The organism is Aestuariimicrobium sp. T2.26MG-19.2B, from assembly GCF_950101875.1.
In the GTDB taxonomy this organism is placed as follows: Bacteria; Actinomycetota; Actinomycetes; order Propionibacteriales; family Propionibacteriaceae; genus Aestuariimicrobium; species Aestuariimicrobium kwangyangense.
Genome location: NZ_CATNLW010000002.1, coordinates 25,770 through 40,389, shown reverse-complemented (window position 1 = coordinate 40,389; position 14,620 = coordinate 25,770). Strand labels below are relative to the sequence as shown.

The 14,620-nt window shown below is 68.2% G+C and carries 12 protein-coding genes and 1 pseudogene; 5 read left to right on the top strand and 8 right to left on the bottom strand.

All coding sequences use genetic code 11. The annotated features are described in order from the left end of the window. Positions 1–53: 53 nt before the first annotated feature. Both ilvN and QQZ11_RS09955 read right to left on the bottom strand, forming a co-directional pair. Positions 54–590: an acetolactate synthase small subunit gene (gene ilvN / locus QQZ11_RS09960; RefSeq protein WP_284550266.1), complete on the bottom strand. Its 537-nt coding sequence runs from the start codon at positions 588–590 to the stop codon at positions 54–56. Then, the gene (locus QQZ11_RS09955) at positions 587–2,305 is read right to left on the bottom strand and encodes an acetolactate synthase large subunit (protein WP_284550265.1); all 1,719 of its coding nucleotides are present in this window, start codon (positions 2,303–2,305) and stop codon (positions 587–589) included. The genes ilvN and QQZ11_RS09955 overlap by 4 nt, the downstream gene beginning before the upstream one ends. Positions 2,306–2,805: 500 nt before the next feature. On the opposite strand from QQZ11_RS09955, the gene QQZ11_RS09950 reads away from it, so the two are divergent. The 3 genes from QQZ11_RS09950 (at position 2,806) to QQZ11_RS09940 (ending at position 6,839) form a co-directional block, all read left to right on the top strand. Continuing rightward, positions 2,806–3,369 carry a hypothetical protein gene (locus QQZ11_RS09950; RefSeq protein WP_022909960.1) on the top strand — a complete coding sequence of 188 codons (564 nt, stop codon included), beginning with the start codon at positions 2,806–2,808 and terminating at the stop codon, positions 3,367–3,369. Positions 3,370–3,575: 206 nt separating this feature from the next. After that, positions 3,576–5,420 carry a dihydroxy-acid dehydratase gene (gene ilvD / locus QQZ11_RS09945; protein WP_022909959.1) on the top strand — a complete coding sequence of 615 codons (1,845 nt, stop codon included), beginning with the start codon at positions 3,576–3,578 and terminating at the stop codon, positions 5,418–5,420. 354 nt (positions 5,421–5,774) lie between these two features. Next, positions 5,775–6,839 carry a TerC/Alx family metal homeostasis membrane protein gene (locus QQZ11_RS09940; RefSeq protein ID WP_284550263.1) on the top strand — a complete coding sequence of 355 codons (1,065 nt, stop codon included), beginning with the start codon at positions 5,775–5,777 and terminating at the stop codon, positions 6,837–6,839. A 15-nt stretch (positions 6,840–6,854) separates the two neighbouring features. Here QQZ11_RS09940 and QQZ11_RS09935 read toward each other — a convergent pair whose 3' ends face one another. From QQZ11_RS09935 to hisH, 4 genes are read right to left on the bottom strand one after another with little or no spacing between them, the layout of a single operon-like run. Then, positions 6,855–7,238 (bottom strand): HIT family protein, encoded by a 384-nt coding sequence (locus tag QQZ11_RS09935; protein WP_284550261.1) that lies wholly within the window; start codon positions 7,236–7,238, stop codon positions 6,855–6,857. After that, positions 7,235–8,155 carry a 2-hydroxyacid dehydrogenase gene (locus tag QQZ11_RS09930; protein WP_284550259.1) on the bottom strand — a complete coding sequence of 307 codons (921 nt, stop codon included), beginning with the start codon at positions 8,153–8,155 and terminating at the stop codon, positions 7,235–7,237. Before QQZ11_RS09930 ends, QQZ11_RS09935 begins: the two co-directional genes overlap by 4 nt. Continuing rightward, positions 8,152–8,952: an imidazole glycerol phosphate synthase subunit HisF gene (gene hisF, locus QQZ11_RS09925; RefSeq protein WP_284550258.1), complete on the bottom strand. Its 801-nt coding sequence runs from the start codon at positions 8,950–8,952 to the stop codon at positions 8,152–8,154. Before hisF ends, QQZ11_RS09930 begins: the two co-directional genes overlap by 4 nt. After that, entirely contained in the window at positions 8,949–9,584 is a 636-nt protein-coding gene (hisH, locus tag QQZ11_RS09920; RefSeq protein ID WP_284550256.1) for an imidazole glycerol phosphate synthase subunit HisH, read from the bottom strand. Before hisH ends, hisF begins: the two co-directional genes overlap by 4 nt. 134 nt (positions 9,585–9,718) lie before the next feature. Between hisH and QQZ11_RS09915 the strand changes: the two genes are divergently transcribed. Beyond that, entirely contained in the window at positions 9,719–11,218 is a 1,500-nt protein-coding gene (locus tag QQZ11_RS09915; RefSeq protein WP_284550254.1) for a TldD/PmbA family protein, read from the top strand. Beyond that, the gene (locus QQZ11_RS09910; RefSeq protein WP_284550252.1) at positions 11,218–12,711 is read left to right on the top strand and encodes a metallopeptidase TldD-related protein; all 1,494 of its coding nucleotides are present in this window, start codon (positions 11,218–11,220) and stop codon (positions 12,709–12,711) included. The genes QQZ11_RS09915 and QQZ11_RS09910 overlap by 1 nt, the downstream gene beginning before the upstream one ends. A 519-nt stretch (positions 12,712–13,230) precedes the next feature. Here the strand turns inward: QQZ11_RS09910 and QQZ11_RS09905 are convergent. Next, positions 13,231–13,917 (bottom strand): annotated as a pseudogene (locus QQZ11_RS09905) (MFS transporter); the annotation flags it as partial. Continuing rightward, the gene (locus QQZ11_RS09900) at positions 13,914–14,597 is read right to left on the bottom strand and encodes a GntR family transcriptional regulator (protein WP_284550250.1); all 684 of its coding nucleotides are present in this window, start codon (positions 14,595–14,597) and stop codon (positions 13,914–13,916) included. The gene QQZ11_RS09900 and the pseudogene QQZ11_RS09905, both read right to left, overlap by 4 nt. Positions 14,598–14,620: the final 23 nt, after the last annotated feature.

Below are 14,620 nucleotides of genomic sequence, written 5' to 3'. Positions count from 1 at the left end.
GGTGAACCCGTCCGCTTCGTGGCACCGGCGTGAGGCGGGAGAGGGCCCGGCGCTCAGCCCTGGCTCTCCTTGTCGCGGCGGATGTCGGATCGGGTGCGGTCGGTCAGGGCTCTCGCGCCACGGCCCAGAGCCACATGGCCCGAGGTCACCAACTCGAGCACACCGAACGGCTCGAGCATCGACACCAGGGCCTGGATCTTCTCGTGCGAGCCGGTCGCCTCGATGGTGATGGACTCGTGGCTGACGTCGACGGCCTTCCCACGGAAGAGGTTGACCGTGTCGACGATCTTGGAGCGGTTGTCGATGTCGGACCGCACCTTGACCAGCACGAGCTGACGCAGCACGGCGGCCTCGTCCAGCTCGAGCACCTTGTGCACCTCGATCAACTTGTTGAGCTGCTTGACGATCTGCTCGAGCACCAGCGGGTCGTCGACCTCGGCCATGACGGTCATGCGCGAGAGTTCGGGCTTCTCCGTCTGGCCGACCGTGAGCGATTCGATGTTGAAGCCACGGCGCGAGAACAGTCCCGCGATGCGCGCGAGCACGCCCGGCTTGTTGTGAACCAGGACCGAGAGCGTGTGGGTGCTCACAGGACCTCCTCCTCCCAATCAGGCGCGAGGTCTCGCGCGATCTTGATCTCGTCGTTGCCGGTGCCGGCGGCCACCATCGGCCACACCATGGCGTCCTTGTTGACCAGGAACTCGACCACGACCGGACGATCGTTGATGGCCATGGCCTGGTTGATCACGTCGTCGACCTGCTCGACCGTCTCGGCCCTCAACCCGACGCAGCCCATCGCCTCCGCCAGCTTGACGAAGTCAGGGATGCGCTGGCTGTGCAATTCGGTGTTGGAGTACCGACTGTCGTAGAACAGGGTCTGCCACTGGCGCACCATGCCGAGCACCTGGTTGTTGATCACGGCGATCTTGACCGGAATGTCATTCAGGGCGCAGGTGACCAATTCCTGGTTGGTCATCTGGAAACAGCCGTCACCGTCGATTCCCCAGACCACTTGGTCGGGGTTGCCCACCTTGGCGCCCATCGCCGCCGGCACGCAGTAGCCCATCGTGCCCGCACCCCCCGAGTTGAGCCACTTGCCGGGCTTCTCGAAGGGCAGGAAGTGGGCCGACCACATCTGGTGCTGGCCAACGCCGGTGGCCCAGATGGTGTCGGGCCCCGAGATCTCGCCCAGCCGCTTGATGACGTACTGGGGGCTGAGTTCACCGTTGGGTGGCAGGTCGTAACCGGTCGGGTAGCGCCGCTTGAGGCCGGTCACGTAGCCCACCCACTCCGAGATGTCGGCGAGGTCGACCTTGGTGATCTGCTGGTTCAGTTCCCGCAGCACGTTCTTGGCGTCACCGACGATCGGCACGTCCGCAACCCGGTTCTTCGAGATCTCGGCCGGGTCGATGTCGGCGTGGATCACCAGGGCGTCGGGAGCGAACGAGTCGAGCCGGCCGGTGACACGATCATCGAAGCGTGCCCCGATGGTGATCAGCAGGTCGGAGCGCTGCAGTGCCCCGACGGCGGCCACGGTGCCGTGCATACCGGGCATGCCCATCGCCAGTTCGTGGCTGTCGGGGAAGACGCCCCGTGCCATCAGCGTGGTCACCACCGGGATGCCGGTGGCGTCGACGAACTCGCGCAGTTCGGCAGAGGCCTCGGCCCGCACGACACCACCACCGATGTAGAGCACCGGGCGGCTCGCCTTGGCGATCAGCTTGACGGCCTGGCGGATCTGCAACACGTGTGGCTTCACCGTGGGGCGATAGCTGGGCATCTTGATCGAGCCCGGCCACACGAAGGGCGCCGACTTCTGCAGTGCATCCTTGGCGATGTCAACCAGAACGGGCCCCGGACGGCCCGACGAGGCGATGTGGAAGGCCTCCTTGAGGGCCTGCGGGATGTCCTCGGTGCGCGTGACCAGGAAGTTGTGCTTGGTGATCGGCATGGTGATCCCGCGGATGTCGGCCTCCTGGAAGGCGTCCGTGCCGATGGACGCCGAGTTCACCTGACCGGTGATGGCCACGATCGGCACCGAGTCCATGTACGCGTCGGCCAAGGGGGTGACCAGGTTCGTCGCGCCGGGCCCGGAGGTGGCCATGCACACCCCGACCCTGCCCGTCGACGAGGCATAGCCCTCGGCCGCGTGGCCGGCGCCCTGCTCGTGGCGGACGAGGATGTGACGGACCTTGGAGTCGTAGAGGGGGTCGTAGGCCGGGAGGATCGCACCTCCCGGGATGCCGAAGATTACGTCGACATCAAGCTTCTCGAGCGAAGCCACCAGCGCCTGTGCGCCGGTCATCTCAGGTGTCTGGTCACCTGCCATGGTGTCTCCCTTTCCTCGGCGCCCCCCGTGGGGCGATGTGTGTACGTGCGCTGTCCCTGACAACAAAAAACCCCCGCTGCCTCCATGGGCATACGAGGGTGCGCTGGACCGACTGCTGGTCGGCTCAGCGCTGGCGGAGTACGAGGTTCGTGCGCACGGCTTCACCATACCCCGGCGACCATCGGGGACCAATGCGGCGGGCGCATCTCTCGCATCGTGGGACGCCCCCGCGTCGCGGGCTGCCCCACTGGCCTTCGCAGCCATGACCCCAGCATTGATGAGCTGCCGTGAGGACCTGCCCGGACGAACACCTGCCGCGCAGCCATTGTGGGTTGCCTGTCCTCAGAGATATATGCCACCCCCACCCAATTCATCGTTCAACCAACGACGTAGCGTTCTTCTTGCTACGACACGGAGTCGTAGGACACCTGCTGGTCCAGACCCAGCCCGTCCGCAGAAGTTCGAAAGGTCCTCCCATGAAGCCCACCAAGATCGTCGGAATCATTTCCTTCGTCGCTGGCCTGGTCATGATCGTCGCCGGAGCTGTCACGTGGGGTGTGGTCACCTCGCAGCTCAAGGACGAGCGCATCACCGTCGCCGCCGACGCCGCCCCCGTGATGGGGATCAAGGTCGCCGGCAAGAACGTCGCCGGCCCGATCACCGCTTTCGGCCAGGCCGAGATCATCAAGCACCACGCCACCACCGGTTCGGACGGCAAGACCTACGCCGAGCTCGGTGCCCTGCAGAACGGGGTCAAGACCAAGGCCAAGGATCTGGGCGTCGAAGACCTCACCAGCACCGACCCTGCCGTCGTCTCGAAGATCGAGGCCGACCCCACCCTGACCGAACTCAAGGGTGAACTCGCCAAGTACACCGCTCAGCGCACCACCCAGATGAACGGTGCCTTCCTGCGCACCTCGCTGTTCAGCTCGGTGATCACCTACGGCGTGTCGGCCTTCGTGATCGGCATGGGCCTGATGAACCTGCTCTACGGCTGGGCCTTCGTGTCGGTCAGCCGCAAGCACACCGTCGCCGAGTGACCTGCCGAGTTGCACGGGCGACCGTGTGACTCACCCCGCAGCTGATCCAGCTGCATGATCCCCCCTGCAGCGGGCGGTCCGGAGAGATCCGGGCCGCCCGTTCGCGTGTGCCGGGCGATCACCGTGTCGGTCCCTCCCACCGCGGACGAACGCACCCCTCCCGCACCGAAGGCCTAGGCTGGAGCGCAGTATTCCCAGGAGGACCGATGCCCGAACTGCGTTCCAAGACCACCACCCACGGCCGCAACATGGCCGGCGCCCGAGCCCTGTGGCGTGCCACGGGCATGGGTGACAACGACTTCGGCAAGCCGATCGTGGCGATCGCGAACTCCTTCACCCAGTTCGTCCCCGGACACGTGCACCTCAAGGACATGGGCCAGTTGGTCGCCGGCGCGGTGGCGGAGGCCGGAGGTGTGGGCAAGGAGTTCAACACCATCGCCGTCGATGACGGCATCGCCATGGGCCACGCCGGCATGCTGTACTCACTGCCCTCGCGAGAGGTGATCGCCGACTCGGTGGAGTACATGGTGAACGCCCATTGCGCCGACGCTCTGGTGTGCATCTCGAACTGCGACAAGATCACTCCCGGCATGCTGCTCGCAGCGCTGCGACTGAACATCCCGGCCGTCTTCGTCTCGGGCGGCCCGATGGAGGCCGGCACCGCCGTGATCGACCCCACCACGTCGACCGCGCAGACCCGCCTCGACCTGATCGACGCCATGGTCAAGGCCGTCGACGAGAGCGTCCCCGACAACCAACTCGACACGATCGAGGCCAACGCCTGCCCCACCTGTGGCTCGTGCTCGGGCATGTTCACCGCCAATTCGATGAACTGCCTCACCGAGGTGCTCGGGCTCTCGCTGCCGGGCAACGGGTCGACCCTGGCCACCGCCGCGCAGCGCAAGGGCCTGTTCGAGAACGCCGGACGACTGGTCGTCGACCTGGCCAAGCGCTACTACGACGAGGACGACGACTCGGTGCTGCCGCGCTCGATCGCCACCAAGGCGGCTTTCGAGAACGCCATGACCGTCGACATCGCGATGGGCGGATCCACCAACACCGTGCTGCACCTGTTGGCAGCAGCCCACGAAGCCGGGGTGGACTTCACCCAGCCCGACATCGACCGGCTGTCGCGGCACACGCCGTGTGTGTGCAAGGTCGCCCCGAACACCCACAACTACTACATGGAGGACGTGCACCGCGCCGGCGGCATCCCCGCCATCATGGGTGAGCTGTTCCGCGGGGGACTGCTCGACACCGGCGTCCACGCGGTCCACTCCCCCAGCCTCCAGTCCTGGATGGACACCTGGGACCTGCGCGGCGGCAAGGCCACCGACGAGGCCATGGACCTGTGGTACGCAGCCCCGGGCGGGGTGCGGACCACCCAGGCGTTCTCGTCCACCAACCGGTGGGCCAGCCTCGACACCGACGCGGAGTCGGGCTGCATCCGCTCCGTCGAGCACGCCTACACCACCGACGGCGGACTGGCCGTGCTCTACGGCAACCTCGCCGAGGACGGCTGCATCGTCAAGACCGCAGGGGTGCCCGAGGACCAGTGGGTCTTCCGCGGCACAGCCAAGGTCTCCGAGTCCCAGGACGAGGCGGTCGAGCAGATCCTCGGCGGTCTGATCAAGCCGGGCGACGTGGTCGTCGTCCGCTACGAGGGACCCAAGGGTGGCCCGGGCATGCAGGAGATGCTGTACCCGACGTCGTACCTCAAGGGGGTGGGGCTGGGCCCCAAGTGCGCCCTGATCACCGACGGACGATTCTCGGGTGGTTCCTCGGGCCTGTCGATCGGCCACGTCTCACCTGAAGCTGCTTCCGGGGGCACCATCGGTCTGGTCGAGGACGGGGACATCATCGAGATCTCCATCCCCGACCGGCGCATCCACCTCGACGTGCCCGACGAGGTGCTGGCCGAGCGCCGCGCCCATGCCGACGCCCACGGATGGAAGCCCGCCACCCGGCAACGCGAGGTCTCACCGGCGCTGAAGATCTTCGCGAAGTTCGCGCAGTCCGCCGACAAGGGTGCGGCTCGGGTCGTCGACTGATCGCCTGGCCACAACCGGCCTCGTGGCTGACTGGCCTCTCGTGACTGGTTGAGCAGGAGTCAATCGGTCCAATCGTGCGGATGATGCGCCCTGGTGCCCCATGGTGCGGCTGGGGCGCAACAATCCCGCTCAGGCGACACGATCCGCACGATTGGCCGACCGCACGATTTCCTCGACGTTGTCATTTCGGGTTCAACCACTGGCTGGGTTACGCTGGACATCGAGGGGAGTACTTCACAAGTCTTCGCCGGTCACTACGGATGGTCATCCATCCTCGGCGTGAGCGCCCACGGGTCCAGTCGGATCCGGAGGTGAAGGAGACCTCAGACCATCCTTGAGAGATCTGAGCCCTCCATGACCCCTGCGTCCGTCGTTCCCTTGTTGCCCCTCGAGGGCTCCCTGTCGACCATCGGTTCCCCAGCCCTGTGGGGCTGGACGATCGCCGGCGTGATCGCCCTGTTCGTGATCGACTTCCTGATCACCCGTAAGCCGCACGAGGTCTCCATGAAGGAGGCCGTCGGCTGGTCGATCTTCTACGTCGCGCTGCCGCTGCTGTTCGGCGTGTTCGTCGTCCTGCGGTTCGGCGGTGGGACCGGGATGGAGTACTACACCGGTTACCTGGTGGAGAAGTCCCTCTCGGTCGACAACCTGTTCGTCTTCATGATGTTGCTGGCCGGCTTCGCCGTTCCCCGAGCCCTGCAGCAGCGAGTCCTGCTGATCGGCGTGGCCGGGGCGCTCGTGCTGCGCGCCGGGTTCATTGCCCTGGGCGCAACGCTGATCGAATCGTTCGCCATCACCTTTTTGTTCTTCGGGCTGATCCTGGTCGCCACCGCCGTCAAGGTCTGGCGTGACGCTGCGGTCGGCCACTCCGACGAGGACGTGTCGAAGCTGCCGGTGGTCCGACTCGTCAACAAGGTGTGGCCGGTGGCCCCCGCCTATCACGGCACCAGGATGACGGTCGTCCAGTCGGGCGGACGGGCCCTCACCCCTCTCGCGGTCGTGACCCTGGCCATCCTGGGAACCGACCTGCTCTTCGCCATCGACTCGGTGCCTGCCGTCTACGGCATCACCGGCGACCCGTACCTGGTGTTCGCGACCAACGCGTTCGCCCTGCTCGGCCTGAGGGCGCTCTACTTCGTGCTCGAAGGAGTGCTGTCGAAGCTCGTGCACCTCAGTTACGGCCTGGCGATCATCCTCGCCTTCATCGGGGTGAAGCTGGTGCTGCACTGGGCGCACGGGGTGTGGGACTGGGTGCCCACCGTCCCCACCCTCGCCTCCTTGGTGGTCATCGTCGGGGTGCTCGCCCTGACCACCGTGACCAGCCTGCTGGCATCGGGCCGCGCGTCAGCGCTTCGCCCTGACGAAGCTGACGCCCCCGTCGGCCTCCCAAGTGAGCGGGTCGACGCGTCCGGGTCCTGATCCCGAACGGCGGAGTCACGACCCGAGGAGCTGGGTCAACATCTCGTCGGGGCCTCCCCGGGGCGACTGCCCCGGCTGGTAGCGGGGTATGAGGTGGACGTGCAGGTGGAAGACCTCCTGCCCCGCGGCCGCGCCCGAGTTGATCTGTGCCGTGACCCCGCTGGCACCGAGACGGTCGGTGATCGTCCGGGCGACCGTCGTGACCGCATCGGCCATCAGCGCCAGCCCCGCCGGTTCACTCGTGAGGTTCTCGGTGTGGGTGGTGGGAACGACCAGGGTGTGCCCCGGTGACTTGGGCGACAGGTCGAGGAAGGCGACTGCCGTGTCATCGCGGAAGACCTCCCGGGCGGGGACGTCACCCTTGACGATGCGGCAGAAGATGCAACCCTCCATGCTCATTCGCCCCCACGCACGACATTGGCCACCGGCTCGCCGGCGACCCAGTGGGCGATCTGCTCGCGCAGCATCCGGTCGCGGCGTGGGTCGAACGCGTTGGTGTACCCGCCGACGTGGGGGCTGATCAACACATTGGGCTGCGACCACAGGGGATGGTCGGCCGGGAGCGGCTCGGGGTCGGTCACGTCCAGAGCGGCATGGAGTCGTCCCGACGTCACCTCGGCGAGCAGGGCGCCGGTGTCGACGATGGGGCCTCGACCGACGTTGACCAGCAGCGCACCGTCGGGGAGGTTCGCGAGCATGGCCGCGTCGAAGAGACCGCGGGTGTCGTCGGTGAGCGGCAGGATGATGATCGCCACGTCCGTCTCACGCAGCACCTCGGGAAGATTCTCGATCGGCTCCACACCGTCCCGGGCCGTGCGGGCCACCCGCCGGATGACCGTCGGCTCGAACGGTTCCACGCGCGCCTCGATGGCCTTGCCGATGTGCCCGTAGCCGATGATCGTGACCCGGCGATAGGCCAGACCGGTGCCCCACTCCCCCTGCCATGTGCCGGTGGTCTGGTTGCGGGCGAAGTCGTCCAGGTGGCGTGCGTGGGCCAACGTGAGGGCCACCGCGAGTTCGGCGGTGGCCGAGTCGTGCACCCCGGCGGCGTTGCACAGCCTGACTCCGGCCGGCAGTTCGGGCACGTTGTCATAGCCCGCGCTCTGCATCTGCACCACCTCGAGCCCCGTGAGTTCGTCCGGACGATGGATCACTCCCCCCGACGACATGTAGGGCACCACCAGGAAGTTCACCTCCGACAGCGGCCCGGGAGCGGTGTCCGCGTCGGTGTAGGAGCGGTAGGTGAGGCCATCGTGCTCACCGAGGATGCGGATGGCGTCCTCCTGCGAGTAGGGGACCCAGGCAATACGGCTCATGCGGAGTGTTCTCCTTCGAGATGGGGACGACGGACCTCGACACCTGCCTCGGCCAAGGAGTCCTTGAGGGTGGGGATGGGCACCTGCCCGGAGTGGAACACAGAGGCGGCCAGGGCCGCGTCGACATCGGACTCGCGGAAGACATCGACGAAGTGCTCGATCGCGCCGGCGCCACCGGAGGCGACCAGGGGCACGTGGCAGACAGCCCGGACGGCCGACAACTGCTCGAGGTCGTAGCCGGCCCTCACCCCGTCGGAGCCCATGCAGTTCAGCACGATCTCGCCGGCACCCAGCTCCTGCACCCGGGCAACCCAGTCGAGGGTGGTGGTCTCGAGGGCACGGGTGGCATCCGGATTGCCGGTGAACTGGCGGATGCGCCACTGCCCGTCGGGGTCGCGCAGCGAGTCGATGCCGACCACCACGCACTGCACCCCGAAGGCCTCAGCCAGTTCGCTGATCAGTTCCGGGCGTTGGGTGGCCGGGGTGTTGATCGAGATCTTGTCGGCGCCGGCGTGCAGCACGGCCCTGGCCTGCTCGACGGACGAGATGCCGCCGGCGACGCAGAAGGGAATGTCGATGGCCCGGGCCACGCGACGCACCCAGTCGATGTCGACGGCGCGACCCTGGGGGGATGCGGTGATGTCGTAGAACACCAACTCGTCGGCACCCTCAAGGCGGTAGCGGTCGGCCAGTTCGACGATGTCGCCCATGTCGACGTGGTCACGGAACTGGGTGCCCTTGACGACGCGTCCGTCGCGCACGTCGAGACACGGGATGATGCGGCGGGCGACGCTCATGCGGTGACCCCCTCAGAGATCGCTGGCGACAGGAAGTTGGCGAGCAGACGAGACCCGACGGCGGCGGACTTCTCCGGGTGGAACTGGCAGCCCCAGATGTGGGCGGTCTCAGCCGTTCGACCCCGGACGACGGCCGCGAACCGGGTGCCGTGCTCGCAGGCCGCCAGCGTCGTACCGGTGACCGGGGCGGCGTAGGAGTGGACGAAGTAGCCGCGCTCCCCCGTGGAGATGCCGGCCAGGATCGGGTCGTCGGCGAGCAGTTCGAGGGTGTTCCATCCCATGTGGGGGATGCGGATGTGCTCGTCCCCGGGCAGCCGCGTGACACGGCCGGGCAGGTAGCCCAACAGGTCGACGCCGCCGTCCTCCTCGGAGTGTTCGAACAGCAGTTGGGACCCCACGCAGACCCCGAGCATCGGCACCCGGACGTCGCGGAGAACCGCGATCAGGTCGAGTTCGTTGAGCCGTGCCATGGCGGCACCCGCGGCTCCAACGCCGGGCAGGATGACGCGGTCGGCAAGGAGGATCTCGGCGGGGTCGGCGGTCAGGCGGGCGGTACCGCCGAGCCGTTCGACGGCGTCGGCGACCGAACCAATGTTCGTGCCGCCTGAGTCCACGAGAGCCACTTGCACCATGAGCCCAGCCTAGGTGCTGGGCCGCAGGGTCCGCCCACCCGGACAGTGGTTGGGCGCCGAGCCCCCGTCGGCGAGGCTCGCAGCCGCGAGAACTCCCCGGTGCCAGGGCCGCCGCTCCGGCTAGGTTGGTGCCCATGAACGAGCTTGACCCGAGCTTCACCTCCCTGCCCCTGGATGCCTTGGCCGATGCCGCACTCGCCCGCGCCAAGCAGCTGGGCGCCAGCCACGCCGACGTCCGCATCGAGCGTCACCGCACCGCCCAGACCCGTCTGCGCGACGGCAAGCTCGCCGGTGCCAGCGACTCCACGGACCTGGGCATCAGCATCCGGGTCGTCCACCACGGGTCGTGGGGCTTCGCGGCAGGAATCACGCTGACGGCGGAAGCCGCACGCACGCTGGCCGATCAGGCCGTCGCCATCGCCCAAGTGAGCGCCCCGCTGAACCCTCGAGCCGTCGAACTCGCCGAAGAACCCGTGCACACGGGTACGTGGGTGTCGAGCTACGAGGTCAACCCGTTCCACGTGCCCGACCGCGACCGGGTGGCCCGGCTGGTCGAGTTGTCGCAGTCGCTGGCCTCCCAGGCGGGGGTGAGCCACACGCAGGCGAGCCTGATGGCGGTGCAGGAGAACACCTTCTTCGCCAACCTCGCCGGCACCCGCACCACCCAGCAGCGGGTGCGGGTCCATCCGGAGTTCACGGCCACCAACGTCTCCGACTCGGGCTTCTCGTCGATGCGCACGATCGCACCGCCAGCCGGGCGCGGGTGGGAGTACCTGACGGGCACCGGCTGGGACTTCGACGCCGAGATCGCAGGCATGGGTGACCACCTGGCAGCCAATGTGCGAGCCGCCTCGGTGACGGCGGGGCCCACCGACCTGGTGATCGACCCGTCCAACCTGTTCCTGACCATCCACGAGTCGGTCGCCCACGGCACCGAACTCGACCGGGCCCTGGGCTACGAGGCTGCCTACGCCGGCACCTCGTTCGCCACCTTCGACCAACTCGGCACCCTGCGGTACGGCTCCGAGGTCATGAACGTCACCGGTGACCGGGTCACCGAGCACGGACTGGCCACCGTCGGCTGGGATGACGAGGGAGTCGCCGCGCAGACGTTCGACATCATCCGCGACGGCACGCTGGTCGGCTACCAACTCAACCGCCAGATGGCCCACGAGAAGGGTCTCGGCCGGTCCAACGGGTGCGCCTTCGCCGATTCCGCCGGTCACATTCCCCTGCAGCGCATGCCAAACGTGTCGCTGCAACCCGGAACTGACAACCTCAGCCTCGACGACCTGATCGGACGCGTCGAGAACGGTCTCTACGTCGTCGGCGACAAGTCGTGGTCCATCGACATGCAGCGGTTCAACTTCCAGTTCACCGGCCAACGGTTCCTGGTGATCAAGGACGGCCGGCTCACCGGCGAACAGGTCTGCGACGCCGCCTACCAGGGCACGACCACCGACTTCTGGGGGTCGATGGAGGCCGTGGGCGGCCCCGACACCTACCTGCTCGCCGGGGCCTTCAACTGCGGCAAGGGCCAACCCGGCCAGGTCGCCGCCGTCTCCCACGGAGCCCCCGCCTGCCTCTTCCGGGGCGTCAACGTGCTCAACACTGTCGAGGAAGGACAGGCCTGATGTCTCAGACCACCCCAGACCCCAGCAACCCGGAGCCCACCACCGTTTCCGTCCCTGACCAGCCGGTGCCCTCCGCCTGGATCGAGGACGCTCTCGCCGCGGCCGTTGACCTGCCCGGGGCCGATGCCGGCTGCATTGTGATCATCCGCGACGCGACCAGCGCCAACCTCCGCTGGGCCAACAACGCGCTCACCACCAACGGGCAGATGCACACCCGCACCGCCCAGGTGGTGGCCCTGGCCACCGTGGACGGCGGGGTCGCCTCGGGCTGCCTCGACGCGCCCGTCACCTCCTCGGACGAGGTGGTCGCACTCGTCCGCCGGGCCGCCGACCTGGCTGCCTCGGGCACACCGGACGAGGACGCAACACCGCTCGTGAACGGAGGTGTCGACCCCGACATGGCCGACCCCGCCGCATCGGCCGGCATCGAGGCCTTCACCAGCCTGGCCCAGGGCCTGGGGAGGTCGTTCACCGAGGCCGGCGACCACCATCTGTTCTTCGGATTCGCCGAACTGGCCGTCACCACCATCTGGTTGGGCACCTCCGCCGGCACTCGCCGCCGAGCCGTCGAGCGGATGGGGCGTCTGGAACTGAACGCCAAGCATCCCGACCTGATCGGTTCGGCCTGGGTGGGTCGATCGACCCCGGACTTCGCCGACATCGACATCGCCGCGCTCACCGCCGAGGTGCTCGAGCGGCTGCGCTGGTGCGAGAACCGGGTGGAATTACCGGCCGGACGCTACGAGACCATCCTCCCCGGGGGAGCACTCGCAGACCTGCTCATCTACGCCTACTGGACGATGGCGGGGCGCGACGCCCGCGAGGGCAGCACCGTCTTCTCCGGGCCGGGCGGCAGCACCCGGGTCGGCGAGCAACTCGCGACACTGCCGATCACCATGTGGTCGGATCCGCGGGCACCGCGCCTGGAGCGCGCCCCCTTCGCCGTCACCGGAACCTCCCTGGCCGGGCTGGCCTCGGTGCACGACAACGGAGTGCCGGTCGGCCGTCAGACGTGGCTGGACGAGGGTCGCCTGGCCACCCTGGTGGAGACCAGGGCGGAGTTGGCAGCGATGGGATCCCCGGACGGTGCCGACGACCGTGGCGGCGAGCAGAATCGTCCGTTGCCCTGGCCGACCGAGAACCTGCTCGTCGACGCCGGCGGCACCGCCACGCTCGAGGAGATGGTGCGCTCGACCAAGCGCGGGCTGCTGCTGACCTGCCTGTGGTACATCCGCGAGGTCGACCCCGAGACCCTCCTCCTGACCGGGCTCACCCGCGACGGCGTCTACCTGGTCGAGGACGGCAAGGTGACCGGCATGGTCAACAACTTCCGCTGGAACGAGTCCCCGGTCGACCTACTGAAGCGCATCACTGAGGTCGGACGATCCGAGCAGGTGCTGTGCCGGGAGTGGAACGACTGGTTCACGCTCACCCAGATGCCCCCGGTGAGGGTGCCGGAGTTCAACATGTCGACCGTCTCGAAGGCCTACTGAGTTACGTCGGCGGAGGTTGCGGGCCGCAATCGCCCAGCACGAGGCACAGGCCACAGCCACGACGAGCAGTGACCACTGGTACCTCGCCACGGGTAGCAGGCCGGCCAGCACCGCCGGCAGCAGGAATCCGGCGTAGGCGATGGCGTAGTAGACCCCCGTCAGGCCGGCCAGTTCAGTGGGGTGGGCGATCCGCTGCACCTGCACCAGTCCGGCCACGACGGTGATGCCGTAGGCCACCCCGAGCAGCACCGCGACGACGAGCCCCAGCACGGGGTTGGCCTCGAGGGCAGCGATGACGGCGGTCACCATGCCGGCGGTCATCAGAGCCATCCCGACCAGGAGGGCGCGGCCACGCGTGATCCGCTCGATGGTTCCCACCGCCCCCTGCACGGCGGCCCCGGCACCCAGCGTCGCCACGGTGAGCACGGTGGCGTAGAGGGTGCCCCACTCCCCCAGGCTCGGCGCCTCCATGGCCGGCACGATGGCGTAGGCCACCCCGGCGGCGGCGAAGATCCACGGTGCCACCGGCACGATGACCGAGGTGAAGTGACGGTGGCCCGCGGCGGGCACACGCAGGTCATGCCACCAGGCGCCCCCCGCGGGCGTCGACGCGCGGGCGACGAGGGTCTCGGGGGCCCTCATCAACCAGCCGAATGCCACGAGCCCGAGAATGCCGTGCAGCAGGAAGGGCAGCCGGGTGGGCATCGCCGCCCACTGGGCCAACGCCCCGGTCACACCTGCGCCGAGCCCGAAGCCCAGGGTCAGGGTCAGCGCTGGACGACGAGCGCCCGCCGACGGCGTCGCCGCGGCGTCAAACGGTGGCGACGACAACTCCGTGATCCAACTGGTGCCCACCGCCATCGCGACGCCCACCCCGGCGCCTGCCAGGGCGCGCCCGAGGCAGAGCAGCGGGAAGGACTGCAGGGAGACCGCGAGCACGAGGTTCCCGACCACGCTGACCACGAGGCCACCCAGGAGCACCCGGCGACGCCCGTGACGGTCTGAGATCGCCGCGGCAACCAGCAGTCCGGGAACGAGCCCGAGCACGTAGGTGCCGAGCAGCAGGTTCGCCTGCCACGGTTGGTAGTGACCGACCTGCTCGTAGAGATGCAGCAACGGCGTGAAGTGATTGCCGCCCCACGCCATCACGAAGACGGCAGGAGCGACCAGGCGCCACGGGTGTCCCCCGGAACCGGGTCGGCTCATCGGGCGAGTCCGAACTCGCCGGGGGCGACATGCCCGGCCGCGATGTGGGTGCCCAGGAGCTCGACGTAACCGGACGAATCGCCGTCCGCGAGCAGCTCGGCCATCCGGGAGTGTTCCTGGCAGAAGACGGTGGCCGCTTCCGGGTTGTCCGACACGGCGAGGTGGATGAGCCTGGCCAGTCGGGGAGCCAGTGAGGCCATCACCTCGTCCACCACCTTGTTCTCGGTTGCGGCGATGACCGCCAGATGGAACGCCACATCCTGGCCGGCGAACGCCTGCAGGTCATCGTCTGCCAGCGCCCGACGTTGGGCCGCCACCGCGTCCCGCAAGTGCTTCACCACGGATTCGCGGCGGGCCCGGTCATCGGCCAGCAGCTGGGCCGCCCTGGACTCGAACATGAGGCGGACCTCGAGCAGGTCACGCCGGTCGGCGGTCGAGACCGTCGTCACCACGGCACCCTTCTTCGGCACGAGACGGACGAGCCCCCACCGCGAGAGCTGCACCATGGCCTCGCGGGCCGGGGTGCGGCTGGCGCCGAGTGGCTCGGCGATTCCGGCCTCCGTGATCAGCGCACCGGCCGGTGTGGATCCGGTCACGATGGCGTCCGCAGCATCGGCTGCGATCCGCAGCGCGACGGGTGCCGTCGGGGGGAGGTCCTGCCAAGGGGGCGAAGTGCTCACGAAGAGACGCTAACAGATGCATG

Bases quoted from the DNA above. Each gene is read 5' to 3' on its own strand.
- QQZ11_RS09955 (WP_284550265.1), bottom strand. From the start codon at position 2,305: ATGACCGGCGCACAGGCGCTGGTGGCTTCGCTCGAGAAGCTTGATGTC.
- QQZ11_RS09950 (WP_022909960.1), top strand. From the start codon at position 2,806: ATGAAGCCCACCAAGATCGTCGGAATCATTTCCTTCGTCGCTGGCCTG.
- ilvD (WP_022909959.1), top strand. From the start codon at position 3,576: ATGCCCGAACTGCGTTCCAAGACCACCACCCACGGCCGCAACATGGCC.
- QQZ11_RS09940 (WP_284550263.1), top strand. From the start codon at position 5,775: ATGACCCCTGCGTCCGTCGTTCCCTTGTTGCCCCTCGAGGGCTCCCTG.
- QQZ11_RS09935 (WP_284550261.1), bottom strand. From the start codon at position 7,238: ATGAGCATGGAGGGTTGCATCTTCTGCCGCATCGTCAAGGGTGACGTC.
- QQZ11_RS09930 (WP_284550259.1), bottom strand. From the start codon at position 8,155: ATGAGCCGTATTGCCTGGGTCCCCTACTCGCAGGAGGACGCCATCCGC.
- hisF (WP_284550258.1), bottom strand. From the start codon at position 8,952: ATGAGCGTCGCCCGCCGCATCATCCCGTGTCTCGACGTGCGCGACGGA.
- hisH (WP_284550256.1), bottom strand. From the start codon at position 9,584: ATGGTGCAAGTGGCTCTCGTGGACTCAGGCGGCACGAACATTGGTTCG.
- QQZ11_RS09915 (WP_284550254.1), top strand. From the start codon at position 9,719: ATGAACGAGCTTGACCCGAGCTTCACCTCCCTGCCCCTGGATGCCTTG.
- QQZ11_RS09910 (WP_284550252.1), top strand. From the start codon at position 11,218: ATGTCTCAGACCACCCCAGACCCCAGCAACCCGGAGCCCACCACCGTT.